Origin of the sequence: Agromyces allii (genome assembly GCF_009749385.1) — a bacterium.
GTDB classification, from domain to species: Bacteria; Actinomycetota; Actinomycetes; order Actinomycetales; family Microbacteriaceae; genus Agromyces; species Agromyces allii.
Genome location: NZ_WBIN01000014.1, coordinates 21,054 through 38,186 on the forward strand (window position 1 = coordinate 21,054; position 17,133 = coordinate 38,186).

At 71.7% G+C, this 17,133-nt stretch carries 15 protein-coding genes; 9 read left to right on the forward strand and 6 right to left on the reverse strand.

The window, feature by feature from the left end:
* The first annotated feature begins 51 nt into the window (after positions 1-51).
* Entirely contained in the window at positions 52-261 is a 210-nt protein-coding gene (locus GQR16_RS17075; RefSeq protein WP_157416376.1) for a DUF3073 domain-containing protein, read from the forward strand.
* A 5-nt stretch (positions 262-266) separates the two neighbouring features.
* On the opposite strand, the gene GQR16_RS17080 is transcribed toward GQR16_RS17075, so the two are convergent.
* Both GQR16_RS17080 and purM read right to left on the reverse strand, forming a co-directional pair.
* Positions 267-1,100 (reverse strand): LLM class flavin-dependent oxidoreductase, encoded by an 834-nt coding sequence (locus tag GQR16_RS17080; RefSeq protein WP_246200909.1) that lies wholly within the window; start codon positions 1,098-1,100, stop codon positions 267-269.
* A 17-nt stretch (positions 1,101-1,117) separates the two neighbouring features.
* Positions 1,118-2,224, reverse strand: coding sequence for a phosphoribosylformylglycinamidine cyclo-ligase (gene purM / locus GQR16_RS17085; protein ID WP_157416377.1), 1,107 nt, complete (start codon positions 2,222-2,224; stop codon positions 1,118-1,120).
* Positions 2,225-2,312: 88 nt separating this feature from the next.
* Here purM and GQR16_RS17090 point away from each other — a divergent pair, with 88 nt between their 5' ends.
* A complete protein-coding gene (locus tag GQR16_RS17090; protein ID WP_157416378.1) occupies positions 2,313-2,921 on the forward strand; it encodes a zinc-binding alcohol dehydrogenase in 609 nt (202 codons plus the stop codon).
* Positions 2,922-3,020: 99 nt separating this feature from the next.
* The gene (locus GQR16_RS17095) at positions 3,021-3,455 is read left to right on the forward strand and encodes a PaaI family thioesterase (RefSeq protein WP_157416379.1); all 435 of its coding nucleotides are present in this window, start codon (positions 3,021-3,023) and stop codon (positions 3,453-3,455) included.
* Positions 3,456-3,468: 13 nt separating this feature from the next.
* On the opposite strand, the gene pdxR is transcribed toward GQR16_RS17095, so the two are convergent.
* Positions 3,469-4,878 carry a MocR-like pyridoxine biosynthesis transcription factor PdxR gene (gene pdxR, locus GQR16_RS17100; protein ID WP_157416380.1) on the reverse strand — a complete coding sequence of 470 codons (1,410 nt, stop codon included), beginning with the start codon at positions 4,876-4,878 and terminating at the stop codon, positions 3,469-3,471.
* Between the two features lie 47 nt (positions 4,879-4,925).
* On the opposite strand from pdxR, the gene GQR16_RS17105 reads away from it, so the two are divergent.
* A complete protein-coding gene (locus GQR16_RS17105) occupies positions 4,926-5,411 on the forward strand; it encodes a carboxymuconolactone decarboxylase family protein (protein ID WP_157416381.1) in 486 nt (161 codons plus the stop codon).
* 142 nt (positions 5,412-5,553) lie between these two features.
* Positions 5,554-7,011, forward strand: coding sequence for an amidophosphoribosyltransferase (gene purF / locus GQR16_RS17110; protein ID WP_157416382.1), 1,458 nt, complete (start codon positions 5,554-5,556; stop codon positions 7,009-7,011).
* Between the two features lie 100 nt (positions 7,012-7,111).
* Here purF and GQR16_RS17115 read toward each other — a convergent pair whose 3' ends face one another.
* Together GQR16_RS17115 and GQR16_RS17120 are read right to left on the reverse strand one after the other, a co-directional pair.
* Positions 7,112-7,537 carry a hypothetical protein gene (locus GQR16_RS17115; RefSeq protein ID WP_246200910.1) on the reverse strand — a complete coding sequence of 142 codons (426 nt, stop codon included), beginning with the start codon at positions 7,535-7,537 and terminating at the stop codon, positions 7,112-7,114.
* 112 nt (positions 7,538-7,649) lie between these two features.
* On the reverse strand, positions 7,650-12,746 hold the full coding sequence (locus tag GQR16_RS17120; RefSeq protein ID WP_157416383.1) for an HtaA domain-containing protein: 5,097 nt from the start codon (positions 12,744-12,746) through the stop codon (positions 7,650-7,652).
* Positions 12,747-12,899: 153 nt separating this feature from the next.
* Here GQR16_RS17120 and GQR16_RS17125 point away from each other — a divergent pair, with 153 nt between their 5' ends.
* The 4 genes from GQR16_RS17125 to GQR16_RS17140 all read left to right on the forward strand — a co-directional run bounded on the left by GQR16_RS17125 (position 12,900) and on the right by GQR16_RS17140 (position 16,546).
* Complete coding sequence (locus GQR16_RS17125) at positions 12,900-14,081, forward strand: heme/hemin ABC transporter substrate-binding protein (protein WP_157416384.1); 1,182 nt, start codon at positions 12,900-12,902, stop codon at positions 14,079-14,081.
* Positions 14,078-15,175, forward strand: coding sequence for a FecCD family ABC transporter permease (locus GQR16_RS17130; protein WP_157416385.1), 1,098 nt, complete (start codon positions 14,078-14,080; stop codon positions 15,173-15,175). Before GQR16_RS17125 ends, GQR16_RS17130 begins: the two co-directional genes overlap by 4 nt.
* Positions 15,172-15,936, forward strand: coding sequence for a heme ABC transporter ATP-binding protein (locus GQR16_RS17135; RefSeq protein WP_157416386.1), 765 nt, complete (start codon positions 15,172-15,174; stop codon positions 15,934-15,936). Before GQR16_RS17130 ends, GQR16_RS17135 begins: the two co-directional genes overlap by 4 nt.
* A 109-nt stretch (positions 15,937-16,045) precedes the next feature.
* A complete protein-coding gene (locus tag GQR16_RS17140) occupies positions 16,046-16,546 on the forward strand; it encodes a DUF1990 domain-containing protein (RefSeq protein WP_246200911.1) in 501 nt (166 codons plus the stop codon).
* Here GQR16_RS17140 and GQR16_RS17145 read toward each other — a convergent pair.
* On the reverse strand, positions 16,543-17,103 hold the full coding sequence (locus GQR16_RS17145; RefSeq protein ID WP_157416388.1) for a putative immunity protein: 561 nt from the start codon (positions 17,101-17,103) through the stop codon (positions 16,543-16,545). The genes GQR16_RS17140 and GQR16_RS17145 overlap by 4 nt on opposite strands.
* Positions 17,104-17,133 lie beyond the last annotated feature (30 nt).

Below are 17,133 nucleotides of genomic sequence, written 5' to 3' on the forward strand. Positions count from 1 at the left end.
GCGCCGGGTGAAGAACATTCCACCTGGCCAGACGTCGTAAGGGGGTCACGCATGGGGCGCGGCCGTCAGAAAGCCAAGCACACCAAGGTCGCTCGGGAGCTGAAGTACTTCAGCCCGAACACCGACTACAACGCGCTTGAGCGCGAACTCACGAGTTCGCATGACGAATATTCCGAAGAAGCTGCGAAGTGGGCGGAGTACGCCGACGACGAAGACGACAGCTACGTGACCGACGACGAACAGCACGAGCAGCGCGCCTAGCCTGCTCAGCTGTCGGTGTGTGATTCCGCGAGTTCCGCGAGCCATGCCGCCGCGTGCTCGACGAACGACTCGAGTTCGGCGAGCGTCGACCCGGGCGTGATCGCGCGCAGCACGATCTCGTCGAGCGGCTCACTCGCCTGGGCGTACGCCGCGAGGCCGGACGCATCGTCGATCGTCGAGTCGATCGCCGGGAATCCGAGGCGGTCGAAGTTCGCCGAGTACGCCGGGAACGCGTCGTACTTCGCGGACTCCGCGACGAGCGTCGGCCTGGCCGCCTCGTCGACGATCGTGCGCACGTAGAGCACCCCGCGCACCGATCGGCCGGCCGCATCGGCCGCGAGTTCGCGCATCGCGGTGGCCGCGGCATCCGGAGTCAGCCAGTTCAGCAGCACGCCGTCGGCCACCTCGGCCGCGAGCCGACGCATGCGCGGGCCGAGCGCGCCGACCACGATCGACGCGTCGGTGCGCTCGCGCAGCCCGGCGATCGCGTCGCGCACGGCTGCGAGCGGTGACGCCGCCCCGCCCGAGCCGATGCCGATCGACGTGCGCTCGATCGGGAGCCCGGCGAGGTCGAGCGAGTCGACCGGCCTGCGGTCGACGGGGATCACGCCGGTCGCGAGGCGCAGGGTCGAGGTGACGGATGCCGCGACGCGGAGCGCTGCGAGCGAGTCGCCGCCCGGTACGTCGTTGAGCCAGAGCGCGTCGAAGCCGAGGCGCTCGATGCGCGGCGCGAGGGCGAGCAGCGTCTCGGGCGAGGTCGTGCCCATGAGGCCGATGGAGACGGCCTGCGCGATGCGCGCCGGCGATACGTGCGCTGCCGGTGCGTTCGTCTGCGACATGCGTCGGAACCCGGAGGTCAGCTCGCGTAGCCGCCGACGAGGCGGACCGCTCCGCCGTCGACGCCCTTGGCACCCTGCTCGAACCCGTCGAGGTCGCGTGCGCCGATCGTGACGGTGCCCGCCTGCCAGGACGGGAGCCCGAGCTGCTCGAGCGCCGCGATGACGTCGGCCGCGGCATCTGCCTCGACGACCGCGAAGAAGCCGATGCCGAGGTTCCAGGTGCCCTCGGAGCTCTCGAGGGTCGACCCCGCGAGCGCGCTCAGCGAACGGAAGACCGCGGCCGGCGACCAGGTCGACCGGTCGACCTCGACCCACGAGCCCACGGGCAGCACGCGCGCGAGGTTCGCGGCGATGCCGCCGCCAGTGACGTGCGAGAGCGAGTGCACGGCCGAGCCGAGTCGTTCGTCGGCGAGGAGCTCGACGAGCGGGCCGCTGTAGAGGCGGGTCGGCTCGAGGAGCGCCTCGCCCCACGTCGTGCCGAGATCGGCCGCGGTGTCGCCGTAGTGCAGACCGGCGTTCGCGAGGATGTGACGCACGAGCGAGAAGCCGTTGGAGTGCAGGCCGCTCGAGGAGATCGCGATGACCGCGTCGCCGTTCTGAACGCGCTCGGCGCCGAGCAGACGATCGGCCTCGACCACGCCGACGGCCGCGCCGGCCACGTCGTAGTCGTTCACGCCCATGAGCCCGGGGTGTTCGGCGGTCTCGCCGCCGACGAGGGCGGTGCCGGTCTCGGCGCACGCCTTCGCGATGCCCGTGACGATCGAGGCGATGCGCTCGGGCACGACCTTGCCGCACGCGATGTAGTCGGTCATGAACAGCGGCTTCGCGCCCACCACGACGATGTCGTCGACGACCATGCCGACCAGGTCCTGACCGATGGTGTCGTGCTTGTCGAGCGCCTGCGCGATCGCGATCTTCGTGCCGACGCCGTCGGTGGAGGTCGCGAGCAGCGGCCGCTCGTACGCCTTCGCGAAGGACAGGTCGAAGAGCCCCGCGAAGCCGCCGACGCCGCCGAGCACGTTTGGACCGTGCGTCGCGGCCACGGAGGCCTTCATGAGTTCGACGGCGAGGTCGCCTGCTGCGGTGTCGACTCCGGCAGCGGCGTAGGACGAGTTCGCGCTCACCCGTCAAGGGTACCCGGCGCACGGCGCGCCGAAACCCGCCCGTCCCGGCATCCCGGCCGCGGGCCGTGCCCGAGCGTAGAATCCGGGCATGCACGAGGGCACACCGTCGTGGGTGATCCGAGAGAACGCGAGTCGGCCTGTGCTGATCGCGCTGTACCTCCGCGCGGCCCTCGGGGTCGCCTCCCCGGTCGAGTTGCCGCGCGTGCGCGACGTCGGCAAGGTCGGCGCGACGCTCGCCATCGACCAGCACGACCTGCTCGAGGCGCAGTGGCGCGACTGGTGGGCCATGACCGTCGAGCCCGAGGCGCATCCGTCGCCCGTGCCGCTGCAGCTCGTCGAGGCGTACGAGACCGAGATCGCGCTGCCCGTCTCGGGCGCCGAGGTGCTGCTCGCCGCGGTCGTGCCCCACGCCGAGGCCGCGCGCGCCTGGGCCGAGTGGACGCAGGACGCCTACCGCTCGGCATCCAGCGCGCGCCACGGGGACTCGTATCGCGCCTACGCCGGCACGATCGCCGAGCACGAGCGCGAGGTCGGGCGACGGGCCCACTCGTTCGAGTTGAACGTCGAGGTGCTGCCGCTCGCGACATCCGGCGTCTGGTGGATCGGCGAGAAGACCGTCGCGGTCACCGATTCGCTGCGATCGGACGCCTCGGCGTTCGACGATGCGATCCATCCGATCATCGCGGAGCTGGCGTAGGGGTTCCTTGGGCGCTGGTCTCGATACGGCGCTGGCGCGCCTACTCGACCGGCGGGGACGGGTGGGTGGCTGGGCGGACGGCGTGCCAGACTCTGAGGCATGAGCATCTGGTTCGGCGAGCCCTCGGTCGAGTGGGCGAACGCACGCTGCGAGGGCACCGCGATCCGGGCCCTCGGCATCGAGATGACCGAGGTCACCGACGAATCCCTGAAGGGTCGGATGCCGGTCGACGGCCGCACGCGTCAGCCCGGCGGAGTGCTGCACGGCGGGGCATCCGTGGCGCTGGCCGAGACGCTCGCGAGCTGGGGTGCGAGCTTCACGGTCGACCCCGAGCAGTTCTACTGCGTCGGCATGGAGATCAACGCGAACCACGTGCGGCCGGTCGCCGACGGGTTCGTGCACGGCGAGGCTCGGCCGATCACGCGCGGCCGCACGACGCAGGTGTGGGACATCCGCATCACCGACGACAACGGCAAGCTCGTGTGCGTGTCGCGCTGCACGATGGCCGTGCTCGCGAAGCCCTCCGAGTACTGACGCGTCGCGCGGCTCAGCGGGCCGCGTCGATCGCCGCGATGACGGCCGCGACGGCCTGCTCGAACCGCAGGTCGGGCGGCGCGCCGAACCCCACGACCATCGTGGCCGGGCGGCTCGACGCCGTCGCCGCGTCGGCCGCGTACGCGGCGAGGCCGTCGAAGCGCAGGCCGCGTGCCGCTCCGGCGGCGACGACGTCGGCCTCGCGAACGCCGTCGGGCAGTTCGAGCAGGCAGTGGATGCCGGCGGCGAGGCCGAGCACCCTCGCGTCGGGCGCTCCGTCGGCGAGCCTCGCCTCGAACCGCTCGCGGCGGGCCCGGTAGCGCGTGCGCAGGGTTCGCACGCTTCGGTCGTACCCGCCCGAGCCGATGAGCACCGCGAGTGCCGCCTGGCCGATCGCGTCGGTGGCCGCGCCCGTTCGCCGGCGCGCCGCGAGCACCTCGTCGCGGAGCACGGGCGGCACGACGCCCCATCCGATGCCCACGGCCGGCGAGAGCGCCTTGCTCGCGGTGCCGCCGTAGACCGTGGCGTCGGGCGCGAGGGACTGGAACGCCCCGATCGAGCGCCCGTCGAAGCGGAACTCGCCGTCGTAGTCGTCCTCGATCACGATGCCGCCGGCGGTCATCGCCCACTCGGCCAGTGCGGTGCGGCGCGCCGAGGAGAGCGGCACGCCCGTCGGGAACTGGTGCGCGGGGGTCAGCAGCACGGCGTCGACGCCCGAGTCGTGGAGGCGCGCCACGTCGGCCCCCTCGGCGTCGACTGCGAGCGGCACGGGTTCGAGCCCGGCGGCCTGGAGCACCTCGCGGTGCGAGGCGTGCCCGTAGGCCTCGACCGCGATGCGGCGACCGCCGCGCGCTGCGATCGCGCGAGCGACGAGCCCGAGCAGTTCGCCGAAACCGTGCGTCACGATGACGTCGTCGGCCTGCACGCGCACCCCCCTGGCCCGGGCGAGGTACTCGGCGAGTGCGGCGCGCAACGGCGCGACCCCTTCGGGCGGGCCGTATCCGAGCGAGGCGCTCGACGCCTCGGCGAGAGCCTGGCGCATCGCCGCCAGCCAGGCCGACCGGGGGAACGCGGAGGCGTCGGGCAGGCCCCCGCGGAGGTCGAGCTCGAACCGCGTGGACCGGTTGACGAGGGCCCCCGAGGATGCCGACGCGGAGGCGAGGCGCTCGCGCACCCTGGTGCCCGACCCGACGCGCGCCTCGAGGCGCCCTTCGCCGAGCAGCCGCTCGTAGACCTCGACGACGCTGTTGCGCGCGATGCCGAGGTCTGCAGCGAGGGCGCGCGACGACGGCAGCCGGGTGCCCGCCCGGAGCGAGCCGTCGTCGATCGCGTCCCGCAGCGCGCGTTCGAGCGACTGCACCTTGTGCCGGGGGTCGAGCACGACGAGCAGATCCAATCCTGAATTGGCCCAATCATCCGCCATGCGAATGGACGTTACCAGCGGCGGCCGCGCTCCGTAGCGTGAACCACATGACCACCACGACGACCATCACCCCCGCCCGCCGCCTCGACTTCGAAGGCGTCGCCCCGGCCTTCACGCGCGCCGTCAGCGCACTCGACGACGCCGCCTCCGCCGAGGCCGACCGCGCCGGCATCGAGAAGGGACTCCGCGACCTCCTGAAGCTGCGGGCCTCGCAGCTCAACGGCTGCGCGTACTGCGTCGACCTGCACTCGCACGACGCCCGCGAGGCCGGCGAATCCGACCAGCGGATCTTCGCGGTCGCCGTCTGGCCCGAGGCGAACTTCTTCACGGCGCGCGAACGGGCCGCCCTCGCACTCACCGACTCGGTGACCCGCCTCTCGGAGACGCACGTGCCCGAAGGCGTGTGGAACGAGGCATCCGCCCACTTCTCGGACGACGAGCTCGCCGCCCTGCTCGCGCTGCTCGTCTCGATCAACGCGTGGAACGAGATCTCGGTCGCGACGCGCGGATGGCGGGCCAAGACCCGCGGATGACGGCGGGCGAATCCGCGCGGATGAGGCGGGCGATGCTCAGCCGAGCACCAGCCCGCACTCAGTCGGCTCACCCGCGCACGTGTGGGAGGATTGTCCAGTCCGCTCGGACACCTTCCCCCACCTTCGAGGAGCCATTGCTCGCATGTGCGGCATCGTCGGAATCGTCTCGACCGAACCCGTCAACCAGCAGGTGTACGACAGCCTGCTCCTCCTGCAACACCGCGGCCAGGATTCGACGGGCATCGCGACCGCCGACGGCTCGGCCTTCCACATGGCGAAGGCGCGGGGGCAGGTGCGCGAGGCGTTCCGCACGCGCGACATGCGCTCGCTCATCGGCAACATGGGCCTCGGCCACGTGCGCTACACGACCAAGGGTGCCGCCGAGCGCGAGGAGGAGGCGCAGCCGTTCTACGTGAACGCGCCGTACGGCATCATCCTCGTGCACAACGGCAACCTCACGAACACCCGCGAACTCTCGCAGGACCTCTTCAACATCGACCGTCGGCACGTGAACTCCACGAGCGACACCGAGATGCTGCTGAACGTGCTCGCCACCGAGCTGCAGGGGCAGATCACGGGCCTCGACCTCGACCCCGACCAGATCTTCGCGGCGGTCGAGCAGGTGAACGAGCGCGTCGAGGGCTCCTACGCCGTCATCGCGCTCATCGCCGGTCACGGCCTGCTCGCGTTCCGCGACCCGTTCGGCATCCGCCCGCTGATCCTCGGGCGCCGCCTGACCGCGAAGGGCAAGGAGGAGTGGATCGTCGCCTCCGAGTCTCTCGTGCTCGAGAACGGCGACTACGAGATCGTGCGCGACGTCGAGCCCGGCGAAGCGATCTTCATCACGCTCGACGGCCAGATGACCTCGCGCCAGTGCGCGAAGAACCCGCGCCTCGTGCCGTGCTCGTTCGAGTACGTCTACCTCGCCCGCCCCGACTCCGTCATGAACGGCATCTCGGTCTACGAGTCGCGCCTGCGCATGGGCGACCGCCTCGCCGACACCATCGCGAAGCACATGCCGCTCGGCGACGCCGACGTGGTCATGCCCATTCCCGACTCGTCGCGCCCGTCGGCCATGCAGGTCGCCCAGAAGCTCGGCATCGAGTACCGCGAGGGCTTCTACAAGAACCGCTACGTCGGCCGGACGTTCATCATGCCCGGGCAGTCGGAGCGCAAGCGATCGGTGCGCCAGAAGCTGAACGCCATGGGCACCGAGTTCCGCGGCAAGAACATCCTCATCGTCGACGACTCGATCGTGCGCGGCACGACCTCGCAGCAGATCGTGCAGATGGCCCGCGACGCCGGCGCCAACAAGGTGACCTTCGCCTCGGCGGCGCCTCCCGTGCGCTTCCCGCACGTGTACGGCATCAACATGCCGAGCCGTCAGGAGCTCATCGCCCACGGACGCAAGATCCCCGAGATCGCGGCCGAGCTCGGCGCCGACCACATGATCTACCAGGAGGTCGCCGACCTGCAGGCGGCGATCACTGAGGGCACGTCGATCGAGTCGCTCGACCTGTCGTGCTTCACGGGCGATTACGTCACCGGCACGGTCACCGAGGAGTACCTCGGCTGGGTCGAGCAGACGCAGCTCAGCTGACCTGCGCCTGGCACGCGGCATCCGGATGTCGCGTGCCCGGCGAAATGCACGAAGGCCGCCCCGATCTCGGGGCGGCCTTCGTCGTACCGGGCGGTGAGCGCTACGGCGTCTCGTCGACGCGGTGCGCGACCTCGTGCTCGACGGCGACCGAGGCCGTGCGCTTGGCCAGTGCGCGGTCGAACGCGAGGGCGACGAGCGCGCCCAGTGCGACGCCGATCGACGCGCAGATCAGCAGCAGGAAGCCGAACACCTGGCCGCCGTCGACCCCGAGGGGCTCGATCTCGCTCTGGGTCGGGGTGAACGCGAGCGTGAGCACGAGCGCGACGATCGCGCCGAGACCGGCGCCGAGCGTCATGAACCGACCGTACTTCGGCGCGCGCCGCACGGTCACGGTGTCGCTCGTGACCTCGGTCTCGATGAGGATCTCGGGTGCCGGCACGGGTGCGGTGGGCTCGACGATGATCGGCTCGACGGCTGCGGGGGCCGCGGAGTCGTTCGGCTCGGCGGGGATGGGGGCGTTGCTCACCCCACCATTGTCGCGCATGCGGCTGAACGCCCGCCGCGCGGCATCCGAACACCGAAGACGACGCCGGGCCGCCGACCAGGTGAGGTCGACGGCCCGGCGTGGCGGTTCGGTGTCAGCTCTCGGTCGAGTTGCGACGCGAGCGGATGACGAGCACCGCGATGATCGCGAGCACGATCACCAGCAGCGCGGCCGAGAGCGCCCAGATCCACCAGGTGGATCCGGTCTCGCTGATCGGCTCGACCGCCTCGGTCTCGGCGGACTCCGAGTCGGCCTCGACGGCCTCGACGGCGGCCGGTGCGGCCACGACGCAGTCGCTCGAGACCGTGGCGGTGAACGACACCGGGTCGAGCGCCTCGCCGGCCGGGTAGGTGCCGAACGCGGCCGAGCCGTCGGCGGTGAGCACCGCGGTCGCCTCGCCGTTCAGCACGCCGTCGACCACCGCGACGCCGTCGCCGAGCTCGAGTTCGGCGAACCGCACCGACTTCAGGTCGATCGGCTGGCCGTCCTGCGTGGTGCCGGTGACGTCGAGGAGCAGGAACGCGCCGCCGTCGCCGTCGAGCTCGACCTTCGGGTTCGCGATGGTCGTGTCGAGTGCGCCGTCGTGGCCCGTGAACTCGACCGCACCGGTGTAGGCGAGCACGCCGCGACCGGACTCGTCGAGCGAGCCCGATCCGTCGACGAACGTGAACACGCCCGCGTCCTCGGTCGTGCCCGAGAGCGTCCAGTCGCCGTTGGCGATGCCGCTCGTCAGGTAGCTGCGGAACGACTCCTTGAAGCCCCAGTCGAGGCTTCCGGCCGTCACCTTGCAGACGCCGGCCTTCTCGACCGGAACCGTGAACTCCACACCGACGTTTGTCGACCCCTGGAAGGTGAGCGTGTGCACGCCGGGCTCGAGCGAGGCCGGGATGCTTCCCGTCCACGTCACGTTGCCCGCGGCATCGGCCGAGAGGTCGTCGGCGAGCACGATCGGCGTGGAGTACACGACCGCGGCGATGTCCTCCTCGTTCGCCTCGAAACCGGCGGCGGTCACGGTGACCGTCTCGCCCGCGCCGAGGGCGGCGAGGGTCGCGGTGTCGAGCACGATGCCCGTCGTGGCCGGGGGCGTCGCGGGGATGTCGCGCTTGGTGCTCGCCGTCGCGGTCGAGGCCGCGGAGACCACGGTGCCGCTGTCGCCGGCCGGTGCCGCAGCGGGCGACCCGATCACGGCCGTCAGCGGTGCGAGCACCTGGCCCGCTCCGTAGAAGCCGTCGAAGGCGGACACGCCCGTGGCGAGCAGCGACACCGGCGCGTTCGCGAAGCGGGTCGCACCGTTCTGCACGCTCGTCGACGCGGCGCCGAGGTCGACGCTCGCCAGGTCGACGCGCGACCCGTTGACGGCCACGCTCAGCACGCCGGACTGCGGCGAGGTGACGCGGAGCACCGGGTCGGCGAAGGTCAGGTCGAGCAGTCCGCCATGGCCTCGGAAGCTCACGGACCCCGAGTACTCCGCGGTGCCGCGACCCGTGCCGGCGTTGTAGTCGCCGCCCGACTGGCCGAACTGGAACGCACCGCCCGAACGCGTCGCACCGCTCACGGTGATGCTGCCGTTGGCGATCGGGCCGCCGATGTACGCGACGAATCGCTCCGAGACGCCCCAGCTGAGCGAACCGCCGTCGACGGACGTGCCTGGGGCCACGACGGGAGGCGTGGTCGGCTTCGTGGGCGTGGTGGGCTCCGTCGGCGTCGTCGGATCCGGCTTCGTGCCGGCCTTCACCGTCACCGGGGCGAACACGTCGAGGCTGCGATCGGTCTGCGACAGGCCGTGCGCGGCCGAGGTGGCCACGACGTAGGAGCGCGCCGCGTCGAGCTTGCCCGCGGGCACGGTGACCTTCACCGTGAATGCGCCCTTCGAGATCTGGTCGGGGCGCACCCACTCGAGTGCGATCCAGCCGTCGGCCGGGAGCGGACCGTTGCCGGCCCAGACCGACTTCTCGCCGAACACGACGTAGACGCCCTGCGCGGCCGACGCGCCCGTGTAGCCGGAGCCCGTGACCGTGAGCACGTTCGACTTCGCCCCGTCGAGGTCCTTCGAGGGCGAGACGACGAGCTTCAGGACGCTCGGGTCGACCGGGACCTCGGGATCGACGGGATCGACGGGATCGACGGTGCCGCTCGCCACGGTGATCGAAGCGAACGCATCCATGCTCCGGTCGGTGACCGACAGGCCGTGGGCCGCGGAGGACGCCGCGACGTAGTCCTTGGCCGAATCGAACTTGCCGGCCGTCACCGTCAGCGTGGTGGAGAACGTGCCGCCCACGATCTGCTGCGGCATCACCCAGCCCTGAGCGAGCCATCCGTCGGCGACCAGGGGGCCTTCGCCGCTCCAGATGCCGTCTTCGCCGATGAGCACGTAGACGCCCTGCGACGCGCCGAATCCGGTGTAGCCGGCGCCGGTGACCGTGAACGTGTTCGAGACCGTGCCGTCGACATTCGTCGACGGGGTCACCGAGAGGGTCGGCCCGGTCGGCACGATGGACGCGACCGTGATGGGTGCGAACGCATCGAGCGTGCGGTCGGTGGCCGACAGGCCGTGCGCCGCGGACGATGCGACCACATAGCGCTTCGCCGGGTCGAGCTTGCCGGCAGCAACCGTCAGCGTCGTCGTGAACGCGCCGTCCGTGATCTGCTGCGGCATCACCCAGCCCTGCACGAGCCACCCGGTCGACGGCAGCGGCCCGCTGCCGTCCCACACGCCCTCCTCACCGATCAGCACGTACGCGCCGTTCTTCGCGCCGTCGCCGATGAAGCCCGTGCCGGAGACCGTGAACGTGTTCGACACCGTCGAATCGACATCCGTCGACGGCGACACCGTCAGCTTCGGGTCGATCACCGGCGCCACCTGGGCGACCGTGATGGGTGCGAATGCATCGAGCGTGCGGTCCGTGACCGACAGACCGTGCGCCGCGGACGATGCGACCACATAGCGCTTCGCCGGGTCGAGCTTGCCGGCAGCAACCGTCAGCGTCGTCGTGAACGCGCCGTCCGTGATCTGCTGCGGCATCACCCAGCCCTGCACGAGCCACCCGGTCGACGGCAGCGGCCCGCTGCCGTCCCACACGCCCTCCTCACCGATCAGCACGTACGCGCCGTTCTTCGCGCCGTCACCGATGAAGCCCGTGCCGGAGACAGTGAACGTGTTCGACACCGTCGAATCGACATCCGTCGACGGCGACACCGTCAACTTCGGGTCCGCGACCGGTACCGGCTCGGCGAACTCGAGCGGTGTCGCGGTCTCGAACGGGGCGTACTTCGCGCCACCGCCCGGATAGGTGTAGACGCCATAGCTGCCGTTCGCGAGCGCGCCCTCGAACTCGCGCACGGTGAGCGTGGTCTCGAAGGTGCCGCCGGTGCCGATCGCGATGCCGCCGGCGTTCGCGCCGCCGATCGTCGCGAGTTCGGCGTCCTGCACGGCCCACTTCTGGGCGTCGACCTTGCGGAGCGCGCTCGCACCGCCGGTGCTCGGCTGCCAGCCGTCGGCGAACGAGCCGAAGACGACGTAGGCGCCCGTGAACTTGCCCGCCAGCGGCGGGCGGGTGCCGGTCGTCGCGGAGCCGGCGGGAAGGAAGCCCGCGCCGCGGACCGTCACGGTCTCGCCTGCCGGGTCGAGTTCGCTCGTCTTGGAGACCGTCACCTTGGGAGCGAAGGAGACGGTGGTCGCGGTCTCGAACGGGGCGTACTTCGCGCCACCGCCCGGGTAGGTGTAGATGCCGTACGTGCCGTCGGCCTTGAGGTTCGCGTAGGCGGCGCTCACGTGGAGCTCGGTCTCGAAGGTGCCGTCCGCGTCGATGACGATGCCGCCGGCGTTGGCGCCGCCGATCGTCGCGAGGTCCGCCGCGTGCACGCCCCACTTGACGTCACCGGTGGGCCTGGTCGCCGCGGCCGCGCCGGTGCTCGGCGCCCAGGCGTCGGCGAACGCGCCGAACGCGACGTAGGCGCCGCTGAACTTGCCGGCGAGCGGCGGACGGGCTCCGGTGGTCGCCGCGGTCTGCGTGAAGCCGACGCCCTTGACCGTGACCGTGTCGCCGAAGGGGTCGAGATCGGCCGTCTTCGAGACGAAGACGCCCGGCTTGAAGGTGATCGGCGTGAAGGTCTCGAACTCGGCGTTCTTGGCGCCGCCGCCCGGGTAGGTGTAGATGCCGTAGTTGCCGTCGGCGAGCGCGCCCGCGTAGTCGTACGAGACGGTCAGCGTCGTCTCGAAGGTGCCGTCCTCTGCGATGACGATGCCGCCCTTGGAGGCACCGCCGATCGTCGCGAGATCGGCCTCGTGCACGCCCCACCTCACCTCGGCGGCAGGCCGGGTCGCGCCGACGGCACCCGTGCTCGGCGCCCAGACATCGGCGAAGGCGCCGAAGGCGATGTACGTGCCCGTGAACTTGCCTGCGAGCGGCGGACGGGTGCCCGTGGTCGCTGCGCCGTTCGGGACGAATCCGGAACCCGTGATCGTGACGGTCTCGCCGTGCGGGTCGAGCCCGTCCACCTTCGACACGACGATCGACGGCGCCGCGGCGACCGGCTCCTCGGTGCCCGGCTCCTCAGTGCCCGGCTCCTCAGTGCCCGGCTCCTCAGTGCCCGGCTCCTCAGTGCCCGGCTCCTCAGTGCCCGGCTCCTCAGTGCCCGGCTCCTCAGTGCCCGGCTCCTCAGTGCCCGGCTCCTCAGTGCCAGGCTCCTCGGGAGCGGCGGCGTAGGCCACCGGGGTCTTCGTGTCCTGGGTCAGATCGCCCATCATGCCGCCGCCGTGCGCGCGGGAGGTGAACACGGCGAGCTCGGTGTCGCCCGCTGCGGGAACCGCGAGCTCGAGCGAGAAGGAGCCGTCGGCGTTCATCGGCGCACGGGTCGCGGTCGATGCCAGGCCGGTCGCCACCCAGACCGTTCCGGCTTCGGTGATGCTCGCGGTGTAGAAGCCCGCGGATGCCGCGGAGCCGATGCCGACGTAGATGCCCGTGCCGTCGGCCTTGAATCCGCTGCCGGCGACCGTGACCGTTCCACCCTCGCGGGGCGCCTCGGTCACCGTGACCGTCGGCGCGCCGTCGGCGAAGGCCGGAGCGGCGGCCGTGACGGAGCCTCCGAACGCGAGCGCCGCGGCGAGGATGGCCGCGAGCCAACGCCGGCGCCGGGGTCGGCCGCCGATCTCGGTTTCGGGCGGCGGAGCTGTGGGCAGTTGCGACGTCAAGACGCGGACCTCCGGGTCGGCGCGCGAGCGCGACGAAACCAGGGGTTCCGAGGCGAAGCAGCGGGTGAGGGGGATGCCTGAAGTTAGGTTAGGCTCATCTAACATATGCGGACGAATACTCACCGCGCAAGGTGAGGTAAGGCTAACCTTAAGATGACGAAGATTCGAACTGCGCGCACCGCCCTCACGGCGCTCGCGGCACTCGTGGCGCTGTCGCTCACGGGCTGCGCGACCCCCGGCAGCGATTCGGGCGCAGGCACCTCCGCCGACGGCGCATCCGCCGAAGCCGAGTGCCCCGGCGCCTCCACCCCGTTCGACGAACTCGACCTCGCCGCCGACGTGCGCACGATCGACGGCCCGTCGACGGCCTGCCTCGCCGACACCAGCCTCCCGGTCATCGAGTCCGACGAGGCATCCGCCGTGCCCCTGACCGTGACCGGCGTCGACGGCGTCGAGGTCACCGTCGACTCGACCGAGCGCATCCTGCCGCTCGACATCACCGGCACGATCGCCGCGACCGTCTTCAGCCTCGGCCTCGGCGACCAGGTCGTCGGCCGCGACTCCTCGACCGGCTTCGCCGAGGCCGCCGGCCTGCCCGAGGTCACCCAGGAGGGCCACACGCTGTCGGCCGAGGCCGTGCTCTCGCTCGCTCCGACGGTCGTCATCACCGACACGACGCTCGGTCCGCGCGACGCGCTCGCGCAGCTGCGCGACGCCGGCATCCCGGTGGTCATCGTCACGAAGGAGCGCAGCGTCGAGAACATCGGCGAGCTCGTCGACCAGATCGCCGCCGCGCTCGGCGTGCCCGAGCGCGCCGAGCTGCTGAAGTCCGCGATCGATTCCGACCTCACGGCCGTCACGTTGCCGATCGAGGCGTCGATCCCGGCCGACCCGGCCGACCGGCCCCGCATGATCTTCCTCTACGTGCGCGGCAGCGCGAACGTCTACTACCTCTTCGGCGAGGAGTCGGGCGCCGACTCGCTCATCGACGCGGTCGGCGGCTTCGATGTCGCCGGCGAGATCGGCTGGGAGGGCATGCGGCCCGTCACCGCCGAGGCCCTCGTGCAGGCCGCCCCCGACGTCGTGCTCGTCATGACCGAGGGCCTCGCCTCCACCGGCGGCGTCGACGGGCTGCTCGAACGCCTGCCCGCACTCGCCGCCACACCAGCGGGCGAGCACCGGCGCATCGTCGACATGGCCGACACCGAGATCCTCGGGTTCGGGCCGCGCACGCCGGCGGTCGTCGACGCCCTCGCTCGGGCGGTGTACGCGCCCCAGACCGCGGTCGCGGCATCCGACAGCGGCCCCGACACTGCAGACGGCACCAACGGATGACTCGGCTCGAGTCCTCCGCAGACGCCGCCGTCGCGACATCCGCCCCGCTCGAGACCCGACGATCGACGGGCCGACGGGTCGCCCTGTTCACGGGGCTCTCGGTCGCGCTCGTCGTGTTCGCGCTCGTCTCGGCGGGCATGGGGCAGCTGCAGATCGCGCCCGGCGAGGTGTGGAACAGCCTGCTGCGCGGTCTCGGCCTGAGCGACGCGCCGGCGACGGCGCCGCACGTCGACGCGGCGCTCTGGACGATCCGGTTCCCGCGCATCGTCGCCGCGATCCTGATCGGCGCCGCCCTCTCGGTCGCCGGAACGATCATGCAGGCGGTGTTCGCCAACCCGCTCGCCGAGCCGGGCGTCGTCGGCGTCTCGTCGGGCGCGGCACTCGGCGCCGCGGTCACGATCGTCTTCGGCCTGACCGCGACGAGCGACTGGGTGACCGCCGGGGCGTCGTTCCTGGCGGGGCTCGCGACGACGATGGTCGTCTACCTCGCGAGCCGTTCGGGCGGACGCACCGAGGTCGTCACGCTCGTGCTCACGGGCATCGCCGTGAACGCGTTCGCCGCGGGCGGGCTCGCGCTGCTCACGTTCCTGGGCGACACCGCCAGCCGCGAGGAGATCATCTTCTGGCAGCTCGGATCGCTGAACGGATCGCGCTGGCAGGAGATCGGCGTCATCGCGCCGCTCGTGGCGGTTTCGCTCGTGTTCGCGTTCGTGCTCGCCCGGCAGCTCGACCTGTTCTCGCTCGGCGAGCGCAGCGCACGCCACCTGGGCGTCAACGTCGAACGCGTGCGCATCGTCTCGATCGTGCTCGTCGCCGTGCTGACCTGCGCCGCCGTCGCCTTCGCGGGCATCATCAGCTTCGTCGGCCTCATCGTGCCGCACCTCATGCGCATGGTCATCGGCCCGGCCCATCGCGGCCTCATCGCGGCGAGCGCGCTCGGCGGCGCGCTGCTGCTGCTCGTCGCCGACCTCGTCGCACGCACGGCCGTTCCGATGGCCGACCTGCCGATCGGCATGCTCACCTCGCTCGTGGGCGGCCCGTTCTTCTTCTGGCTGCTCCGGCGTCAGCGCAAGGGTGCCGGAGGGTGGCGATGAGCCTCGTCGCCGAGAACGTCTCGGTCACGATCGATCGTGCGCACCTGCTGACGGATGTCTCGTTCGCGGCGATTCCCGGACGCGTGCACTCGTTGCTCGGCCCGAACGGGGCCGGCAAGTCGACCCTGCTCTCGGTGCTGGCCGGCGACCGCGTGCCGTCCTCCGGGAGGGTCGTCCTCCGGGATCGCCCGCTCGCCGACTGGCCGCTGCGCGAGCTCGCCCGCACGCGCGCCGTGCTCACGCAGGAGCACAGCGTGACCTTCTCGTTCCGCTCGCGCGAGATCGTCGAGATGGGCCGCCACCCGTGGGCGCGAACCTCCGCCGAAGACGACGACGATCGCGAGATCGAGCGCGCCATGACGGCGACGGATGTCTCGCACCTCGCCGATCGCCCCGTCGCCGACCTCTCGGGCGGCGAGAAGGCCCGCGTCGCGCTCGCCCGCGTGCTCGCCCAGCGCTCCCCCGTGCTGCTGCTCGACGAGCCGACCGCGGCCCTCGATCTGCGGCACCAGGAGGACGTGCTGCGACTCGCGCGCGCACAGGCCGCCGAGGGCGACGCGGTCGTCGTCGTGCTGCACGACCTGAACCTCGCGGCGGCCTACTCCGACGAGATCACCCTGCTCGAGCGAGGTCGCGTCGTGGCCCACGGCGCCCCGGCCGACGTGCTCACGGCCGACCGCATCAAGGCCGTCTACGGGCAGCCGGTCGACGTGATCGAGCACCCGCGCACGGGCGTGCCGCTTGTGCTGCCGGTTCGGTGAATCGGTCGGTCTTCCGGCCTCGGCGCGCATGGAAGAGTGTGCCTATGACCGGACCGGGCGATCGCCACCTCGTCGCGATGCTCACCGCGCGCCCTGGCACGGGCGCAGCGTGACGCATCCGCAGCTGCCGATCTGGCCGGCGGGCGGCGCCGACGGGTTCCGCCGCAGCGAGGTGTCGGCGCGCATCGGCAGCGGCGACGATTTCTGGGAGCGGGCGAGCCGCGACATCCTGCATTGGAAGGTGAAGACGCGGAGCGGGTTCCGCGTCGACGACGCGCGCGCCGTGACATCCGGTGCCAGCCTGACGATCACCGCTCGGGTTCTCGGCATCACCGTGCGCGAGCCCATCGAGGTGGCGGATGTCGTCATCACTCCGTCGCGCGTGGGGTTCGCGTACCGCACGCTCCCGGGGCATCCGGTGTCGGGCGAGGAGGCGTTCATCGTCCATCGCGAGGGCGCCGATGTGTTCCTGACCGTCCGCTCGCTCACGAGCCCCGCGCCGCAGCAACCGTGGCGGTCGCTGCACCCGCTGCTCCGCATCGCGCAGATCGTGGCTCGGCGCAGGTACCTGCGCTCGCTGCGCTCGCGCGGCAGCGGAAAGGGTGCCTAGTGCGCGGCGCCATTCGGCGTGGGCGCGTCGCCGAGCGCAGCCTGGATCTCGCGGATCGTCGACCCGAGCACGCCCGACGCGAGCAAGCCCGAGCCGAGCGGGCCCGCCGAGTCCGTGCCGAGCAGGGGCAACTGCAGCAACGCCGAGCGCGTCTCGTCGGTCAGGTGATCGAGCTGCCAGGCGATCTCGTCATGCAGGGCCTCCGGACGATCGGGGGCGGCGAGTCCCGCTGCCTTCGCGGCGTAGGCGGCCGCGCCGAGCGCGTGCGCGCCCATGTGCGCGACTCCGGCGGCTTGGGCGGCGGCCCGGGCAGCAGCGACGGCAGCCGGCGAGCTCACCGCCTGCGCGGCCCTGCCCGCGACGAACCGGATGCGGATCTGGCCGGCGGCATCGAGTTCGCCTCGGGCGAAGGCTCTGGTGCGCGCGATGCCCTCGCGGGGCCGATCGTCGTCGGGCGCCTCCGCCTCGAACAACGGCAGGACGCGCTCGGCGCAGTCGGCCGCCCACGATGCGACCAGGCGACGATCGGGTTCACTCAGCGTCTGCGGTGAGAGCATCACAGCAGCCTGCCACACCGCTCCGCGAGC

Coding starts and splice junctions, on each gene's coding strand:
- GQR16_RS17090 (WP_157416378.1), top strand. CDS start 2,313: ATGCACGAGGGCACACCGTCGTGGGTGATCCGAGAGAACGCGAGTCGG.
- GQR16_RS17075 (WP_157416376.1), top strand. CDS start 52: ATGGGGCGCGGCCGTCAGAAAGCCAAGCACACCAAGGTCGCTCGGGAG.
- GQR16_RS17135 (WP_157416386.1), top strand. CDS start 15,172: ATGAGCCTCGTCGCCGAGAACGTCTCGGTCACGATCGATCGTGCGCAC.
- GQR16_RS17145 (WP_157416388.1), bottom strand. CDS start 17,103: ATGCTCTCACCGCAGACGCTGAGTGAACCCGATCGTCGCCTGGTCGCA.
- GQR16_RS17125 (WP_157416384.1), top strand. CDS start 12,900: ATGACGAAGATTCGAACTGCGCGCACCGCCCTCACGGCGCTCGCGGCA.
- pdxR (WP_157416380.1), bottom strand. CDS start 4,878: ATGGCGGATGATTGGGCCAATTCAGGATTGGATCTGCTCGTCGTGCTC.
- GQR16_RS17080 (WP_246200909.1), bottom strand. CDS start 1,100: ATGTCGCAGACGAACGCACCGGCAGCGCACGTATCGCCGGCGCGCATC.
- GQR16_RS17130 (WP_157416385.1), top strand. CDS start 14,078: ATGACTCGGCTCGAGTCCTCCGCAGACGCCGCCGTCGCGACATCCGCC.
- GQR16_RS17105 (WP_157416381.1), top strand. CDS start 4,926: ATGACCACCACGACGACCATCACCCCCGCCCGCCGCCTCGACTTCGAA.
- GQR16_RS17095 (WP_157416379.1), top strand. CDS start 3,021: ATGAGCATCTGGTTCGGCGAGCCCTCGGTCGAGTGGGCGAACGCACGC.
- purF (WP_157416382.1), top strand. CDS start 5,554: ATGTGCGGCATCGTCGGAATCGTCTCGACCGAACCCGTCAACCAGCAG.